Source organism: Nocardioides sp. W7 (genome assembly GCF_022919075.1).
Taxonomy (GTDB): domain Bacteria; phylum Actinomycetota; class Actinomycetes; order Propionibacteriales; family Nocardioidaceae; genus Nocardioides.
This window is the reverse complement of record NZ_CP095078.1, coordinates 66,614-80,130: the sequence shown is the minus strand read 5'-3', so window position 1 is coordinate 80,130 and position 13,517 is coordinate 66,614. Positions and strand designations below refer to the sequence as shown.

Below are 13,517 nucleotides of genomic sequence, written 5' to 3'. Positions count from 1 at the left end.
GTCATTGCAGAGGCACCTCTTCTTCGAGTGCGGCCAGCGTCGTGGCCAGGGTGATCAGGTCCTTGTCGTGCGCCGGCGCCGCGGCGGCGGGGGAGAGCAGGGCGTGCACCTCGTGCTCGGGTCTGCCGGTGCGGGCCGAGACGGCGCGCACCAGCTCCTCGAGAGGTACGCCGGCCCCGAGGGCCAGCCGCTCGGCCAGCCGGTCCTGCGACGCGGCCCGCAGCGCTGCCGCGGCGTGCCCCCGGTCGCCGCTGCGGCGGTAGAGGCGGCCCTGGCTGCGGGTGGTCTCGGCCGCGGTGACGACGACCGGCAGCGGTTCGACGGAGAGCGGGCCGAGCCGACGGCCGCGCCACAGCATCATGGCCCCGAGGACGAGGACCAGCAGCACCAGCCCGGGCCGGATCCAGCGGGGGACCAGCGTCGCGGCGCTGACGCCGTCGTCGCCGGTCAGGTCGGTGAGGTCGGGGACGTACCAGACCAGCCGCTCGTCCTGCCCGAGCAGCCGCAGCGCGAGCGCGGCGTTGTCGCCCCGGAGCACCTGGTCGTTGGTCAGCGCCTCGTCGGCGCCCAGCAGCACCAGGTTGCGCGGGCCGTCGACCAGCAGCGCACCGCCCGGTCCGGCGAAGCAACCCTTGCCGGGGTACTCCAGCGCGCGGTCGACGACGATCCTCAGGTCCTGCACCAGCGGATCGGAGCAGCCTGCGTCCCGGCCGTCCCCGAGGTCCACCGACGAAGGCGGCGCGGTGATCCCGAACGCCTCGGCCGTGCCCGGCGACCCGCCGGCGACGACGATCCGGGTCGCGGCCGAGCCGTGGTCGAGGAGTCGGGCGACGGTCGAGGTGCCGAGCAGTTCGGGCCGGGCGACGAGCACCGTGGCCCCGGCGACCACCACGTCCTCCAGGGCGTCGGCCCCACGCGCGACGCTGAGCTCGACCCCCTCGTCGGCCAGCACCCGCGCCACGGCCCGGGCGCCCTCCGGCCCGGGGTTGTCGGGGTCCAGCGGCTCGACCGTCCGGGCCCGCCCCTGGAGCAGGACCACGAGGGCGACGGCGATCAGCAGGCCGACGGCGATCACCAGGGTCGACCGGTGTCGTCGACCGGCCGCGAGGAGGGTGCTCACCGGACGCCCACCAGCTCGTCGTCGAGGGCGAGTACGCCGGCCGCCTGCTCGCGGGTGGCCGCTCGCTCGCCGTACCGGACGAGATCGAAGAGGAGCGCGCACGCAGCGACCCGGTCGCGCAGCCCGGGGTGGTCGGCCGCCAGCGCGGCGGCGACCTCGTGCGCGGTCGCGCCGGGCCGGTCCTCGAGGCGGCCACGCTCGACCTGCGCGACGGTGAGGGCCCGGAAGCCCTCGACGACAGCGTCCTCGTAGCGCTCCTCGGCCAGGGCGGCCCGGGCCCGCTGCCGGAGCTCGGCCGCGGTGACGACCTCCTCGGTGAGGACGCCGCCCGCCTCCGGAGCCCGCGGCACGGACCGGAACCGCGAGAGCAGCATCCCGATGCCGACCACGAGTACCACCGCGACGAGGATCGCGGCGGCGGCGCTGAGCGGCGCGATGCCCTCGGCGGCGCCGAGGGTGCGGTCCAGCCACCGCCCGACCCAGGTGGCGAAGCGCCCGAGCACGTCCTGGTCGTGGTACTCCGGTTTCAGCAGCTCCCGGCGCACCCGGGAGCGGGCGTCGTCGGGGGAGGGGACCAGGGGCGGGTCCGCGAGCCATGCCGGGAGCAGCGGGCTCACGACTCGATGATCCCTGCCCTCGTCAGCAGCTCGACGTCGAAGGCCTCCTTGCGCATCCGCAGGTCGATGTACTGCAGGGCCGTGACCGCGGCCACGAACGGGGTGACGAAGGCCGACGCGACGATGGTGCCGAGACCGGTCATGGCCTCCAGCCCCAGCACCCCGGCCGACCCGTCCACGAAGGACACGAGAACCTCGCCGGCGATGGCGAAGGGCACGCTCAACAGCGACGCCGCCACCAACTGCAGCAGCAGGGTGAGCAGCGCGATCCCGAAGGTGCGCCAGAAGGCCCGGCGGGTCAGCCCGTAGCCGCGACGGATCGCGCCGAGGACGCCGACGTCCTCCAGCATCAGGACGGGCACCGGCAGGTAGTACACCCGCACCCAGAACCAGCACAGTCCGGCCACGAACAGCGGCACCGTCACCAGGCCGAAGACGACGCCGACGAGCAGGTCGTCGATCACCACGATGACGACCGCGAACAGGACGACGTACGCCGCGACCAGCAGCATGGTGAGCAGCCCGAGCAGCAGGGTGAGGCCGATCAGCCGCCAGCGCTTCCCGTGCGTGGCCCGCCACGCCTCCCCGATCGCGAGCCGCCGTCCGACCGCCGCGGCCATCACGACGTGGACGACCATCCCGGAGACCAGCAGGGTGCCGAGGAACTGCAGCAGCGTGGGCAGGACGAGGGTGGAGAACAGCGCGGCCCCGCCGCCGAAGACGTCGCTCACCGAGAGGCTGTCGCTCTCGGAGAAGTCGGCGGTCTGGGTGAACTCCGCGCCGAGCGCCAGCAGCCCGGCGACCGTCAGCAGGGTCAGCACCGTGCTGGCCGCCGTGACCAGCACGGCCACGCCCGCGGTGGCCTTCGGGTTGTAGCGGATGATCCGGAACGCGCCGTCGTACAGGTCGCCGAGGCCGAGCGGGCGCAGCGGGATCGCGCCCGGTTTGTGCGCCGCGCCGAGCATGCCGGGCGCCGGCCCGGGGAAGGGCTGGTACGCCGGCGGCTGCTGCCACCCGGGCGGCGGCTGCTGCCACCCCGGTGGCGGCGGTGACGGCGACGGCGGCGGAGACCCCGGCGGGGGATAGCCCTCGTAGCCCGACATCTGCTCTCCCGTCCCGCTCAGATCCCGCCCCGGCGCGCCCATCCTGTCAGGCGGGCCCGATCCCGGGGTCAGCGCCGCGACAGGTGGTCGGGCAGCACGCAGGCCTCATCGAGACCGAGCACCCGGTTGAGCCGGCCGAAGGCGATCCACGACCCGAGGCACATCGACAGCTCGACGATCTCGGGGTCGGTGTAGGCGGCCTTCATCCGGGTCCAGAAGTCGTCATCGAGTCCGTGGTGGTCGAGCGCGTACCGCTCGGCGTACTCGGCGGCGAGCCGGGCCCGTTCGTCGAGGGCGGGGCTGGTGCGCCAGGCGCTGACCGCGTCGGCGAAGCCGTCCTCGACCTTGACGCCGTCGCGCTCGGTGCGCCAGTCCTGGCAGAACAGGCAGCCGTTGATCTGGGCGATGCGGAGCCGGGCGGCCTCGAAGGCCGTCAGCTCGAGGGTGCCGTGCTCGTAGACGCTCTGCGAGAACGCCGCCGCGGCCGGTCCGATGCCGGGGACCATCCGGCCCCACACGTGCATGATCGGGTCCGCGCCCTCGGGAATGTCGATGATCATCGGGTCACTTTCGTCGTCGTGTGGGCCGTGGTCAGCGACGTGCGCCGCTGGATTTGGCGCTGCCTGCGATGTCTGCCAAGATAGTCCGGTTGCTCCGGTGGGTCACCGGGGTGCGGCACATCTTGACTCCTGAATCGCGTCTCCCTCTCCATTTTGGAGATCTTCGGTGGTCAGGTGTGCGTCCGCACCGGCTCTGCAGTGATGCAGAGGGGAGACCCGATATCTCGACGAACCGTCGGGAGCCACACGAACCAAGCTCAGGATCCTGGTCCTGTGTTGCGCCTCCGGGCCGCGACACGCCCGACCGCGGGGGTCGGAGTGAGGGTGGTGAGCAACAGGGCGGGACCTACTCAGCCGGAGGACGTCCTGGACACGCACGCGGCAGCTGAGAAGTAAGGACGAGAGAGACCTATGGCGGGACAGAAGATCCGCATCAGGCTCAAGGCCTATGACCACGAGGTGATCGACACCTCGGCGCGCAAGATCGTGGACACGGTCACCCGCACGGGTGCCAAGGTCGCCGGCCCGGTGCCGCTGCCGACCGAGAAGAACGTGTACTGCGTCATCCGCTCGCCCCACAAGTACAAGGACTCCCGCGAGCACTTCGAGATGCGCACCCACAAGCGCCTCATCGACATCATCGACCCCACGCCGAAGACCGTCGACTCGCTCATGCGGCTCGACCTGCCTGCCGGCGTCGACATCGAGATCAAGCTCTGAGGTCTGAGGACATGACTTTCGAACGCAACGTGAAGGGGCTGCTGGGCACCAAGCTCGGCATGACCCAACTGTGGGACGAGAACAACCGCATCGTCCCGGTGACCGTGATCGCCGCCGCCACCAATGTCGTGACCCAGGTCCGCACCCCCGAGGTGGACGGCTACAACGCCATCCAGGTCGGCTTCGGTGAGATCGAGGGCCGCAAGGTGAACAAGCCGCGGGCCGGTCACTTCGAGAAGGCCGGCACCACTCCGCGCCGCCACGTCGTCGAGATCCGCACGACGTCGGCGACCGAGTTCACCGTGGGCCAGGAGCTGCCCGTCGACACCTTCGCCGCTGGCGAGGAGATCGACGTGACCGGCACCAGCAAGGGCAAGGGCTTCGCCGGCGTCATGAAGCTGCACGGCTTCCATGGCGTCTCCGCCTCCCACGGCGCCCACCGCAACCACCGCAAGCCCGGGTCGATCGGCGCCTGCGCCACGCCGGGCCGTGTTTTCAAGGGCACTCGCATGGCCGGTCGGATGGGTAGCGACACCGTCACCACCCAGAACATCACCGTGCACGCCGTCGACGTCGAGAAGGGCCTGATCCTCCTCAAGGGTGCCGTTCCCGGCCCTAAGGGTGGTCTCGTGGTCCTGCGCTCGGCCGCCAAGAAGACTCAGGAGGCCTGAGCATGGCTACCAAGAGCACCGCGAAGACCGTCAAGGTCGAACTGCCCGCCGAGATCTTCGACGTGGCCGTCAACGTGCCGCTGATCCACCAGGTCGTCGTGGCCCAGCAGGCCGCTGCTCGTCAGGGCACGCACTCCACCAAGACGCGCGCCGAGGTGCGCGGTGGTGGACGCAAGCCTTACAAGCAGAAGGGCACCGGCCGCGCCCGTCAGGGCTCGACCCGCGCGCCGCAGTTCGCCGGCGGTGGCGTCGTCCACGGCCCGCAGCCGCGCAACTACGACCAGCGCACCCCCAAGAAGATGAAGGCCGCCGCCCTGCGCGGTGCCCTCTCCGACCGGGCCCGCAACGAGCGCATCCACGTCGTGGACGGCCTCGTCGCAGGTGAGTCGCCGTCGACGAAGGCCGCCCTGGCCTCGCTGGCCGCTCTCGCCGACCGGACGAACTTCCTGATCGTTCTGGAGCGCGCCGACACCGTCGCCTGGCTCTCGCTGCGCAACGCGCAGGAGGTTCACCTGGTGGCTGTCGACCAGCTGAACACGTACGACGTGCTCGCGGCTGACGACATCGTCTTCAGCAAGGGCGCGTACGACGCGTTCGTGAGCGGCACCGCCAAGGAGGCCTCCAAGTGAGCACCCTGCACAAGGACCACCGCGACATCCTGATCGCGCCGGTCGTGTCCGAGAAGAGCTACAGCCTCCTCGACGCCAACAAGTACACGTTCATCGTGCGTCCGGACGCCAACAAGACCGAGATCAAGATCGCGGTCGAGAAGGTCTTCGGGGTCAAGGTCACCTCGGTCAACACGATCAACCGCAAGGGCAAGACGCGGCGGACCAAGAACGGCCTGGGCAAGCGCAAGGACACCAAGCGCGCGATCGTCTCTCTCTCCGAGGGCCACCGCATCGACATCTTCGGAGGTCCGGTCTCCTGACCGGGCCTGGATAACGAGGAAATACAGATATGGCTATCCGCAAGTACAAGCCGACCACCCCGGGCCGTCGTGGCTCCTCGGTGGCCGACTTCGTCGAGATCACCCGGACCACGCCGGAGAAGTCGCTGACGCGTCCGCTGCCCAAGAAGGGCGGCCGCAACAACCAGGGCCGGATCACCACCCGGCACCAGGGCGGCGGTCACAAGCGTGCCTACCGCATCATCGACTTCCGTCGCTACGACAAGGACGGCGTTCCGGCCAAGGTCGCTCACATCGAGTACGACCCCAACCGCACTGCGCGCATCGCGCTCCTGCACTACGCCGACGGCGAGAAGCGCTACATCGTCGCGCCGAAGGGCCTGGAGCAGGGCACGCCGGTCGAGTCGGGCCCCAACGCCGACATCAAGCCGGGCAACAACCTGCCGCTGCGCAACATCCCCGTCGGTTCGACGATCCACTGCGTGGAGCTGCGTCCGGGCGGCGGGGCCAAGATGGCCCGCTCGGCCGGCAACAGCGCCCAGCTGGTCGCCCGTGAGGGCAGCCGCGCGACGCTGCGTCTGCCCTCGGGCGAGATGCGCTTCGTCGACGTGCGCTGCCGCGCCACGATCGGCGAGGTCGGCAACGCCGAGCAGTCGAACATCAACTGGGGCAAGGCCGGCCGGATGCGCTGGAAGGGCAAGCGCCCGACCGTCCGCGGTGTCGTCATGAACCCGGTCGACCACCCGCACGGTGGTGGCGAGGGCAAGACCTCGGGTGGTCGTCACCCGGTGTCCCCCTGGGGCAAGCCCGAGGGCCGTACGCGCAAGCGCAAGGCCAGCGACTCCCAGATCATTCGCCGTCGCAAGTCCGGCAAGAACAAGCGCTGATAGGGAAGACAGACAGATGCCTCGCAGCCTGAAGAAGGGCCCGTTCGTCGACGACCACCTCCAGAAGAAGGTGGACGCGGAGAACGCCAAGGGCTCCCACAACGTCATCAAGACCTGGTCGCGCCGTTCGATGATCGTGCCGGACATGATCGGTCACACCATCGCCGTGCACGACGGCCGCAAGCACGTCCCGGTCTTCGTGAGCGACTCGATGGTCGGCCACAAGCTGGGCGAGTTCGCCCCCACCCGCACGTACCGCGGGCACGTGAAGGAAGACCGGAAGGGACGTCGCCGATGAGCACCACTGAGCGCCAGCGCACCAGCGCCCGCCGCGAGTCGCTGCTCGGTGACGAGCCGGGTTCCTTCGCGACCGCCCGCTTCGTGCGGATCACCCCCATGAAGGCCCGTCGCGTCGTCGACATGGTCCGCGGCATGCCCGTGGACCAGGCCCTCTCGCTCCTGCAGTTCGCGCCGCAGGCGGCCTCCGAGACCGTCTACAAGGTCCTGGAGAGCGCCGTCGCCAACGCGACGACGACCGAGGGCCTCGACGGCGGCGACCTGGTCGTCTCCGTCGCCCGGGTCGACGAGGGTCCGACGATGAAGCGCTGGCGCCCCCGGGCCCAGGGCCGCGCGACCCGCATCAACAAGCGCACCAGCCACATCACGCTGGTGGTGCAGCCGGCGACCGTGGTCGCTGAGAAGAAGGGACGGAAGGCCTGATGGGCCAGAAGATCAACCCGAACGGGTTCCGCCTCGGCATCTCCACCGATCACAAGTCGCGGTGGTACGCCGACAAGCTCTACAAGGCCTACGTCGGCGAGGACGTCGCGATCCGCAAGCTTCTCGGCAAGGGCATGGAGCGGGCCGGCATCTCGAAGGTGGAGATCGAGCGCACCCGCGAGCGGGTCCGCGTCGACATCCACACCGCGCGTCCCGGCATCGTCATCGGTCGCCGCGGCGCCGAGGCCGACCGGATCCGCACCGAGCTGGAGAAGCTCACCGGCAAGCAGGTGCAGCTGAACATCCTCGAGGTCAAGAACCCCGAGATCGACGCGCAGCTGGTCGCCCAGGGTGTCGCCGAGCAGCTCGCCGGCCGGGTTCAGTTCCGCCGCGCGATGCGCAAGGCCATGCAGACCTCGATGCGCTCCGGTGCCAAGGGCATCCGGATCCAGTGCTCCGGCCGCCTCAACGGCGCCGAGATGTCGCGTACCGAGTTCTACCGCGAGGGTCGCGTGCCGCTGCACACCCTGCGTGCGGACATCGACTACGGCTTCTACGAGGCCAAGACGACCTTCGGCCGCATCGGCGTGAAGGTCTGGATCTACAAGGGCGAGGTCGCCGGCACCCGTGCCGAGCGTCAGGCCCAGGCCGCTGCGCGCGCCGGTGTCCCCGGTCGCGGCGGCAGCCGCCCGCAGCGCGGGAGCGACCGACCGACCCGCGGGACCCGCGGCGACCGGCCGACGCGCTCGGACCGCGACGGCGCCCCCGCCGCCGACGCACCGGCCGAAGCCGCTGCTGCTCCGGCCGAGACCCCCCAGGAGGGCTGACCCATGCTGATGCCCCGTCGTGTCAAGCACCGCAAGCAGCACCACCCCAAGCGGACCGGTGCTGCCAAGGGTGGCACGAAGCTCGCCTTCGGCGACTTCGGCATCCAGGCGCTCGAGGGTCACTACGTGACCAACCGCCAGATCGAGTCGGCGCGTATCGCGATGACCCGCCACATCAAGCGTGGCGGCAAGGTGTGGATCAACATCTACCCCGACCGCCCGCTGACCAAGAAGCCCGCCGAGACCCGGATGGGTTCCGGTAAGGGCTCGCCCGAGTGGTGGGTCGCGAACGTCAAGCCCGGCCGTGTCATGTTCGAACTTTCCGGCGTGGACGAGGTCACTGCCCGCGAGGCCATGCGCCGCGCGATGCACAAGCTCCCCATGAAGTGCCGGTTCATCACCCGTGAGGCAGGTGAATTCTGATGGCTACCACCGCTCACGAGCTCGATGAGATGAACGACATCGACCTCGAGTCCAAGCTGCGCGAGGCCAAGGAGGAGCTCTTCAACCTCCGCTTCCAGGCGGCCACCGGCCAGCTGGAGAGCCACGGCCGGCTCCGCACGGTCAAGAAGGACATCGCCCGGATCTACACCGTGGTGCGTGAGCGCGAGCTCGGCATCCGGACCGCGCCGGGCTCGAACGACGAGGATGGTGCCGCATGAGCGAGCAGACCCCGACCACCGAGCGCAACGCGCGGAAGGTCCGTGAGGGCCTGGTCGTCAGCGACAAGATGGACAAGACCGTCGTCGTGTCCGTCGAGGACCGTGTGAAGCACGCGCTGTACGGCAAGGTCCTGCGCCGCACGAGCAAGCTCAAGGCGCACGACGAGGCCAACGAGTGCGGCATCGGCGACCGGGTCCTCCTGATGGAGACCCGCCCGCTGTCGGCCACCAAGCGCTGGCGCGTCGTCCAGGTCATCGAGAAGGCCAAGTAACAACCCCACCCGTTCGGCCAGGCTCCGCGTCCACGAGTCGCTGAGAACCGGCACGACAACCAGGAGAGAAACTCATGATCCAGCAGGAGTCGCGACTCAAGGTCGCCGACAACACCGGTGCGAAGGAGATCCTTTGCATCCGTGTTCTCGGAGGCTCGGGTCGTCGCTACGCCGGTATCGGCGACGTCATCGTCGCCACCGTGAAGGACGCGATCCCCGGTGGCAACGTCAAGAAGGGTGACGTCGTCAAGGCCGTCATCGTGCGCACCGTCAAGGAGCGCCGCCGCGCCGACGGTTCGTACATCCGTTTCGACGAGAACGCCGCCGTCATCCTCAAGAACGACGGCGAGCCGCGAGGCACCCGCATCTTCGGCCCGGTGGGCCGCGAGCTGCGCGAGAAGAAGTTCATGAAGATCATCTCGCTCGCCCCGGAGGTGCTGTGATGACCAAGTCGCTGAACATCAAGAAGGGCGACACCGTCAAGGTGATCGCGGGCAAGGACAAGGGCGCCGAGGGCAAGGTCATCCAGGTGCTCCGCGAGGACAACCGGGTGATCGTCGAGGGTGTCAACCGCGTCAAGCGGCACACCAAGGTCGTCAACCAGGGCGGTCGCGCCGGCACCACCGGTGGCATCATCACCGCCGAGGCGCCGATCCACGTGTCCAACGTGATGCTCGTCGAGGGCGACGGCGTGACCCGGATCGGCTTCCGCCGTGACGAGGTCACCAAGCGGCGCCCCGACGGCTCGACGTACTCCGCGACGCGCAGCGTCCGCATCTCGCGCAAGACCGGCAAGGAAATCTGATGACCGAGACCCAGACCACCGCCTCCGCGGCCGTCACCCCGCGTCTGAAGACCCGCTACCGCGAGGAGATCCTCCCCGCGCTGAAGTCCGAGTTCGACATCCCCAACGTCATGCAGGTCCCCGGTCTGGTGAAGATCGTGGTCAACATGGGCGTCGGCGAGGCGGCTCGCGACTCGAAGCTGATCGACGGTGCGGTCAAGGACCTCACCGCGATCACCGGCCAGAAGCCGCTGGTGACCAAGGCCCGCAAGTCCATCGCGCAGTTCAAGCTCCGCGAGGGCATGCCGATCGGTGCGCACACCACGCTGCGCGGCGACCGGATGTGGGAGTTCCTGGACCGCCTGCTGTCCCTGGCCCTGCCCCGGATCCGTGACTTCCGCGGTCTGAACCCGGGTCAGTTCGACGGCCGTGGCAACTACACCTTCGGTCTGACCGAGCAGGTGATGTTCCACGAGATCGACCAGGACAAGATCGACCGGTCGCGCGGCATGGACATCACCATCGTGACCACGGCCACCAACGACGACCAGGGCCGCGCGCTGCTCAAGCAGCTCGGCTTCCCGTTCAAGGAGAACTGACATGGCGAAGACCGCTCTGAGGGTCAAGGCCGCGAAGAAGCCGAAGTTCGCGGTGCGTGGTTACACCCGCTGCCAGCGCTGCGGCCGGCCCAAGGCCGTTTACCGCAAGTTCGGCCTGTGCCGCATCTGCCTGCGCGAGATGGCGCACCGCGGCGAGCTGCCCGGCGTCACCAAGTCCTCCTGGTGAGTTCCAGGACCCACGACCGCTGAAGGTCGCACGTCCAGCGAGACGCGCGAAACCACAGAAGAGAGAGAACGACCTTCCATGACGATGACTGACCCGATCGCAGACATGCTCACTCGTCTGCGCAACGCCAACCAGGCGTACCACGACGCGGTTTCCATGCCGTACAGCAAGCTCAAGCAGGGTGTCGCCGACATCCTGAAGCAGGAGGGCTACATCACGTCGTACGACGTGGCGGAGCCTTCCGAGGGCGAGGTCGGCAAGACGCTGACCATCACCTTGAAGTACGGCCGCAACCGCGAGCGTTCCATCGCCGGTGTGCGCCGCATCAGCAAGCCGGGCCTGCGGGTCTACGCCAAGCACACGGGTCTCCCGAAGGTGCTCGGCGGGCTGGGGGTCGCGATCATCTCGACCAGCCAGGGCCTGCTGACCGACCGACAGGCCAACCAGAAGGGCGTGGGTGGGGAAGTCCTCGCCTACGTCTGGTGACGACGAGAACTGCGAAGGAGTAACAACAGCATGTCGCGTATTGGCAAGCTCCCCGTCGCGGTGCCCTCGGGCGTCGACGTGGCGATCGACGGCCAGCTGGTGACGGTCAAGGGCCCGAAGGGCACCCTGTCCCACACCGTGGCCTCCCCGATCACCGTCGAGAAGTCCGATGGCGTCCTCGACGTCAAGCGTCCCGACGAAGAGCGCATCAGCAAGTCGCTTCACGGCCTGACCCGCACGCTGGTCAACAACATGGTCGTGGGCGTGACCGACGGTTACGAGAAGAAGCTCGAGATCGTCGGCGTCGGCTACCGCGTCCTGTCCAAGGGTCCCACCCAGCTGGAGTTCCAGCTCGGCTACTCCCACTCGATCATCTTCGACGCGCCCGAGGGCATCACCTTCGCCGTCGAGAGCCCCACGAAGCTCGGTGTCATCGGCATCGACAAGCAGCTGGTCGGCGAGGTTGCCGCCAAGATCCGCAAGCTGCGCAAGCCGGAGCCCTACAAGGGCAAGGGCGTGCGTTACTCCGGCGAGCACATCCGCCGCAAGGTCGGAAAGGCCGGTAAGTAACATGGCGATCTCGCTGAAGAACAACAAGCACACCGCGTCCCGCGTCCGTGCGCGCCTGCGCCGTCAGGTGCGGGGCCGCAAGAAGGTCAACGGCACCGCCGAGCGTCCGCGTCTCGTCGTGACCCGGAGCTCGAAGCACATCACCGTCCAGGTCGTTGACGACCTGGTCGGGAAGACGCTGGCCTACGCCTCCACCATGGAGGCCGACCTGCGCTCCACCGATGGCGACAAGACCGCCAAGGCGAAGCGCGTCGGCGAGCTCGTGGCCGAGCGCGCCAAGGCTGCCGGGATCGACGGCGTGGTCTTCGACCGTGCCGGGAACAAGTACCACGGTCGCGTCGCGGCCCTGGCGGACGGCGCCCGCTCGGGCGGCCTGACCTTCTGATCGCAAGAGCCAGAAAGAGAAGAGGAACAGTCTCATGAGCGGAGCCCAGCGCGGACAGCGCGGCGGCGGGCGCCAGGGGGGTCGCGATGACCGTCGCGGCGGCCAGGGTGCTGACAAGACCGCCTACATCGAGCGCGTCGTTGCGATCAACCGTGTCGCCAAGGTCGTGAAGGGTGGTCGACGCTTCAGCTTCACCGCCCTCGTCGTCGTCGGTGACGGTGACGGCATGGTCGGTGTCGGCTACGGCAAGGCCAAGGAAGTCCCGGCGGCGATCGCCAAGGGCGTCGAGGAGGCGAAGAAGAGCTTCTTCCGCGTTCCCCGCGTCCAGGGCACGATCCCGCACCCGGTCCAGGGTGAGAAGGCCGCCGGCGTGGTCATGCTGCGCCCGGCCGCTCCTGGTACCGGTGTGATCGCCGGTGGTCCGGTGCGCGCGGTTCTCGAGTGCGCCGGCATCCACGACATCCTGAGCAAGTCCCTCGGGTCGTCGAACCAGATCAACATCGTGCACGCGACCGTCGAGGCGCTGCGCATGCTGGAGGAGCCCGAGGCCGTTGCGGCCCGTCGCGGCCTGCCCGTCGAGGACGTCGCCCCGGCCGCCCTGCTCAGGGCGCGCGCCGAGGTCGTCGCCCCTGCGGGGGGTGCCTCCTGATGGCCCAGCTGAAGGTGCGTCAGGACCGCGGTCTCGTCGGCCTGAAGAAGAACCAGCGCGAGACCCTGCGCACGCTCGGTCTCAAGCGCATCGGCGACGTCGTCGTCAAGGAGGACCGGCCGGAGATCCGCGGCATGGTCAACACCGTCCGTCACCTGGTGACGGTCGAGGAGGTGGAGTGACATGACGCTCAAGCTGCACCACCTGCGCCCGGCGCCCGGAGCCAAGACCGCGAAGACCCGTGTGGGTCGCGGTGAGGGCTCGAAGGGCAAGACGTCCGGTCGCGGTACCAAGGGAACCAAGGCCCGTTACCAGGTTCCGGTCGCCTTCGAGGGTGGCCAGATGCCGATTCACATGCGGCTCCCCAAGCTGAAGGGGTTCAAGAACCCCTTCAAGGTGGAGTTCCAGGTCGTCAACCTCGACAAGATCAGCGCACTGTTCCCCGAGGGTGGCAACGTCACCGTCGAGGAGCTCGTGGCGCGTGGCGCGGTCCGCAAGGGCCAGCCGGTCAAGATCCTCGGCCAGGGCGACCTGTCCGTGAAGGTCGACGTCAGCGTCCAGGCGGTCTCGGGCTCCGCCAAGGAGAAGATCGAGGCCGCGGGTGGAACCACCACCCTCGTCTGAGTCGTTGTCATGAAGGGCGCGGCACGGCTGCACTGCGCAGCCGGGCCGCGCCTTTTGCCGTCATCCGGTGCCTCTTTGGTACCAAATCCGTGACGGTGCCCGTGCCCTGTTAGGCTCTCCGGGGTTTCTGGACGCCGTCTGCGGAGACCCCTGATTTTCTGCTG

25 protein-coding genes are annotated in these 13,517 nt (G+C 69.1%); 21 read left to right on the top strand and 4 right to left on the bottom strand.

The annotated features are described in order from the left end of the window. Window position 1: 1 nt before the first annotated feature. From MUB56_RS00460 to MUB56_RS00445, 4 genes are all read right to left on the bottom strand, one after another. A complete protein-coding gene (locus MUB56_RS00460) occupies window positions 2-1,120 on the bottom strand; it encodes a DUF4350 domain-containing protein (RefSeq protein ID WP_244929958.1) in 1,119 nt (372 codons plus the stop codon). Then, window positions 1,117-1,737: a DUF4129 domain-containing protein gene (locus MUB56_RS00455; protein WP_244929957.1), complete on the bottom strand. Its 621-nt coding sequence runs from the start codon at window positions 1,735-1,737 to the stop codon at window positions 1,117-1,119. The genes MUB56_RS00460 and MUB56_RS00455 overlap by 4 nt, the downstream gene beginning before the upstream one ends. Next, window positions 1,734-2,840, bottom strand: coding sequence for a hypothetical protein (locus tag MUB56_RS00450; RefSeq protein ID WP_244929956.1), 1,107 nt, complete (start codon window positions 2,838-2,840; stop codon window positions 1,734-1,736). Before MUB56_RS00450 ends, MUB56_RS00455 begins: the two co-directional genes overlap by 4 nt. Window positions 2,841-2,908: 68 nt before the next feature. Continuing rightward, entirely contained in the window at window positions 2,909-3,400 is a 492-nt protein-coding gene (locus MUB56_RS00445; protein ID WP_244929955.1) for a carboxymuconolactone decarboxylase family protein, read from the bottom strand. A gap of 411 nt (window positions 3,401-3,811) precedes the next feature. Between MUB56_RS00445 and rpsJ the strand changes: the two genes are divergently transcribed. The 21 genes from rpsJ (at window position 3,812) to rplO (ending at window position 13,353) form a co-directional block, all read left to right on the top strand. After that, window positions 3,812-4,120 carry a 30S ribosomal protein S10 gene (gene rpsJ, locus MUB56_RS00440; RefSeq protein ID WP_008360994.1) on the top strand — a complete coding sequence of 103 codons (309 nt, stop codon included), beginning with the start codon at window positions 3,812-3,814 and terminating at the stop codon, window positions 4,118-4,120. Window positions 4,121-4,131: 11 nt separating this feature from the next. Then, complete coding sequence (gene rplC / locus MUB56_RS00435) at window positions 4,132-4,791, top strand: 50S ribosomal protein L3 (RefSeq protein ID WP_244929954.1); 660 nt, start codon at window positions 4,132-4,134, stop codon at window positions 4,789-4,791. Window positions 4,792-4,793: 2 nt separating this feature from the next. Next, complete coding sequence (rplD, locus tag MUB56_RS00430; RefSeq protein ID WP_244929953.1) at window positions 4,794-5,420, top strand: 50S ribosomal protein L4; 627 nt, start codon at window positions 4,794-4,796, stop codon at window positions 5,418-5,420. Further along, window positions 5,417-5,722 (top strand): 50S ribosomal protein L23, encoded by a 306-nt coding sequence (rplW, locus tag MUB56_RS00425; RefSeq protein WP_244929952.1) that lies wholly within the window; start codon window positions 5,417-5,419, stop codon window positions 5,720-5,722. The genes rplD and rplW overlap by 4 nt, the downstream gene beginning before the upstream one ends. A gap of 29 nt (window positions 5,723-5,751) precedes the next feature. Beyond that, the gene (rplB, locus tag MUB56_RS00420; protein WP_244929951.1) at window positions 5,752-6,588 is read left to right on the top strand and encodes a 50S ribosomal protein L2; all 837 of its coding nucleotides are present in this window, start codon (window positions 5,752-5,754) and stop codon (window positions 6,586-6,588) included. Between the two features lie 16 nt (window positions 6,589-6,604). After that, the gene (gene rpsS, locus MUB56_RS00415) at window positions 6,605-6,886 is read left to right on the top strand and encodes a 30S ribosomal protein S19 (protein ID WP_244929950.1); all 282 of its coding nucleotides are present in this window, start codon (window positions 6,605-6,607) and stop codon (window positions 6,884-6,886) included. Next, window positions 6,883-7,308 (top strand): 50S ribosomal protein L22, encoded by a 426-nt coding sequence (gene rplV, locus MUB56_RS00410; RefSeq protein ID WP_244929949.1) that lies wholly within the window; start codon window positions 6,883-6,885, stop codon window positions 7,306-7,308. Before rpsS ends, rplV begins: the two co-directional genes overlap by 4 nt. Further along, window positions 7,308-8,135, top strand: coding sequence for a 30S ribosomal protein S3 (rpsC, locus tag MUB56_RS00405; RefSeq protein ID WP_244929948.1), 828 nt, complete (start codon window positions 7,308-7,310; stop codon window positions 8,133-8,135). The genes rplV and rpsC overlap by 1 nt, the downstream gene beginning before the upstream one ends. Before the next feature lie 3 nt (window positions 8,136-8,138). After that, window positions 8,139-8,558, top strand: coding sequence for a 50S ribosomal protein L16 (gene rplP, locus MUB56_RS00400; protein WP_244929947.1), 420 nt, complete (start codon window positions 8,139-8,141; stop codon window positions 8,556-8,558). Next, a complete protein-coding gene (gene rpmC, locus MUB56_RS00395; protein ID WP_244929946.1) occupies window positions 8,558-8,797 on the top strand; it encodes a 50S ribosomal protein L29 in 240 nt (79 codons plus the stop codon). Before rplP ends, rpmC begins: the two co-directional genes overlap by 1 nt. Then, window positions 8,794-9,069, top strand: coding sequence for a 30S ribosomal protein S17 (gene rpsQ, locus MUB56_RS00390; protein WP_090849738.1), 276 nt, complete (start codon window positions 8,794-8,796; stop codon window positions 9,067-9,069). Before rpmC ends, rpsQ begins: the two co-directional genes overlap by 4 nt. A 74-nt stretch (window positions 9,070-9,143) precedes the next feature. After that, the gene (rplN, locus tag MUB56_RS00385) at window positions 9,144-9,512 is read left to right on the top strand and encodes a 50S ribosomal protein L14 (RefSeq protein WP_090849740.1); all 369 of its coding nucleotides are present in this window, start codon (window positions 9,144-9,146) and stop codon (window positions 9,510-9,512) included. Next, the gene (gene rplX, locus MUB56_RS00380) at window positions 9,512-9,874 is read left to right on the top strand and encodes a 50S ribosomal protein L24 (protein WP_244929945.1); all 363 of its coding nucleotides are present in this window, start codon (window positions 9,512-9,514) and stop codon (window positions 9,872-9,874) included. Before rplN ends, rplX begins: the two co-directional genes overlap by 1 nt. Further along, a complete protein-coding gene (gene rplE, locus MUB56_RS00375; RefSeq protein WP_244929944.1) occupies window positions 9,874-10,452 on the top strand; it encodes a 50S ribosomal protein L5 in 579 nt (192 codons plus the stop codon). The genes rplX and rplE overlap by 1 nt, the downstream gene beginning before the upstream one ends. Before the next feature lies 1 nt (window position 10,453). Next, complete coding sequence (locus MUB56_RS00370) at window positions 10,454-10,639, top strand: type Z 30S ribosomal protein S14 (protein WP_244929943.1); 186 nt, start codon at window positions 10,454-10,456, stop codon at window positions 10,637-10,639. Between the two features lie 78 nt (window positions 10,640-10,717). Further along, window positions 10,718-11,125: a 30S ribosomal protein S8 gene (gene rpsH, locus MUB56_RS00365; RefSeq protein ID WP_244929942.1), complete on the top strand. Its 408-nt coding sequence runs from the start codon at window positions 10,718-10,720 to the stop codon at window positions 11,123-11,125. A 30-nt stretch (window positions 11,126-11,155) separates the two neighbouring features. Then, window positions 11,156-11,695 carry a 50S ribosomal protein L6 gene (rplF, locus tag MUB56_RS00360; RefSeq protein WP_244929941.1) on the top strand — a complete coding sequence of 180 codons (540 nt, stop codon included), beginning with the start codon at window positions 11,156-11,158 and terminating at the stop codon, window positions 11,693-11,695. A gap of 1 nt (window position 11,696) precedes the next feature. After that, the gene (gene rplR / locus MUB56_RS00355) at window positions 11,697-12,080 is read left to right on the top strand and encodes a 50S ribosomal protein L18 (RefSeq protein ID WP_244929940.1); all 384 of its coding nucleotides are present in this window, start codon (window positions 11,697-11,699) and stop codon (window positions 12,078-12,080) included. A 34-nt stretch (window positions 12,081-12,114) separates the two neighbouring features. Beyond that, window positions 12,115-12,729 carry a 30S ribosomal protein S5 gene (rpsE, locus tag MUB56_RS00350; RefSeq protein WP_244929939.1) on the top strand — a complete coding sequence of 205 codons (615 nt, stop codon included), beginning with the start codon at window positions 12,115-12,117 and terminating at the stop codon, window positions 12,727-12,729. After that, window positions 12,729-12,911, top strand: coding sequence for a 50S ribosomal protein L30 (gene rpmD, locus MUB56_RS00345; RefSeq protein ID WP_182524546.1), 183 nt, complete (start codon window positions 12,729-12,731; stop codon window positions 12,909-12,911). The genes rpsE and rpmD overlap by 1 nt, the downstream gene beginning before the upstream one ends. Window position 12,912: 1 nt before the next feature. Continuing rightward, on the top strand, window positions 12,913-13,353 hold the full coding sequence (rplO, locus tag MUB56_RS00340) for a 50S ribosomal protein L15 (protein ID WP_244929938.1): 441 nt from the start codon (window positions 12,913-12,915) through the stop codon (window positions 13,351-13,353). Window positions 13,354-13,517: the final 164 nt, after the last annotated feature.

Excerpts from the sequence above, each read along its gene's own strand:
- MUB56_RS00450 (WP_244929956.1), bottom strand. The coding sequence starts at position 2,840 with ATGTCGGGCTACGAGGGCTATCCCCCGCCGGGGTCTCCGCCGCCGTCG.
- MUB56_RS00445 (WP_244929955.1), bottom strand. The coding sequence starts at position 3,400 with ATGATCATCGACATTCCCGAGGGCGCGGACCCGATCATGCACGTGTGG.
- rpsJ (WP_008360994.1), top strand. The coding sequence starts at position 3,812 with ATGGCGGGACAGAAGATCCGCATCAGGCTCAAGGCCTATGACCACGAG.
- rplC (WP_244929954.1), top strand. The coding sequence starts at position 4,132 with ATGACTTTCGAACGCAACGTGAAGGGGCTGCTGGGCACCAAGCTCGGC.
- rplD (WP_244929953.1), top strand. The coding sequence starts at position 4,794 with ATGGCTACCAAGAGCACCGCGAAGACCGTCAAGGTCGAACTGCCCGCC.
- rplB (WP_244929951.1), top strand. The coding sequence starts at position 5,752 with ATGGCTATCCGCAAGTACAAGCCGACCACCCCGGGCCGTCGTGGCTCC.
- rpsS (WP_244929950.1), top strand. The coding sequence starts at position 6,605 with ATGCCTCGCAGCCTGAAGAAGGGCCCGTTCGTCGACGACCACCTCCAG.
- rplV (WP_244929949.1), top strand. The coding sequence starts at position 6,883 with ATGAGCACCACTGAGCGCCAGCGCACCAGCGCCCGCCGCGAGTCGCTG.
- rpsC (WP_244929948.1), top strand. The coding sequence starts at position 7,308 with ATGGGCCAGAAGATCAACCCGAACGGGTTCCGCCTCGGCATCTCCACC.
- rplP (WP_244929947.1), top strand. The coding sequence starts at position 8,139 with ATGCTGATGCCCCGTCGTGTCAAGCACCGCAAGCAGCACCACCCCAAG.
- rpmC (WP_244929946.1), top strand. The coding sequence starts at position 8,558 with ATGGCTACCACCGCTCACGAGCTCGATGAGATGAACGACATCGACCTC.
- rpsQ (WP_090849738.1), top strand. The coding sequence starts at position 8,794 with ATGAGCGAGCAGACCCCGACCACCGAGCGCAACGCGCGGAAGGTCCGT.
- rplN (WP_090849740.1), top strand. The coding sequence starts at position 9,144 with ATGATCCAGCAGGAGTCGCGACTCAAGGTCGCCGACAACACCGGTGCG.
- rplX (WP_244929945.1), top strand. The coding sequence starts at position 9,512 with ATGACCAAGTCGCTGAACATCAAGAAGGGCGACACCGTCAAGGTGATC.
- rplE (WP_244929944.1), top strand. The coding sequence starts at position 9,874 with ATGACCGAGACCCAGACCACCGCCTCCGCGGCCGTCACCCCGCGTCTG.
- MUB56_RS00370 (WP_244929943.1), top strand. The coding sequence starts at position 10,454 with ATGGCGAAGACCGCTCTGAGGGTCAAGGCCGCGAAGAAGCCGAAGTTC.
- rpsH (WP_244929942.1), top strand. The coding sequence starts at position 10,718 with ATGACGATGACTGACCCGATCGCAGACATGCTCACTCGTCTGCGCAAC.
- rplF (WP_244929941.1), top strand. The coding sequence starts at position 11,156 with ATGTCGCGTATTGGCAAGCTCCCCGTCGCGGTGCCCTCGGGCGTCGAC.
- rplR (WP_244929940.1), top strand. The coding sequence starts at position 11,697 with ATGGCGATCTCGCTGAAGAACAACAAGCACACCGCGTCCCGCGTCCGT.
- rpsE (WP_244929939.1), top strand. The coding sequence starts at position 12,115 with ATGAGCGGAGCCCAGCGCGGACAGCGCGGCGGCGGGCGCCAGGGGGGT.
- rpmD (WP_182524546.1), top strand. The coding sequence starts at position 12,729 with ATGGCCCAGCTGAAGGTGCGTCAGGACCGCGGTCTCGTCGGCCTGAAG.
- rplO (WP_244929938.1), top strand. The coding sequence starts at position 12,913 with ATGACGCTCAAGCTGCACCACCTGCGCCCGGCGCCCGGAGCCAAGACC.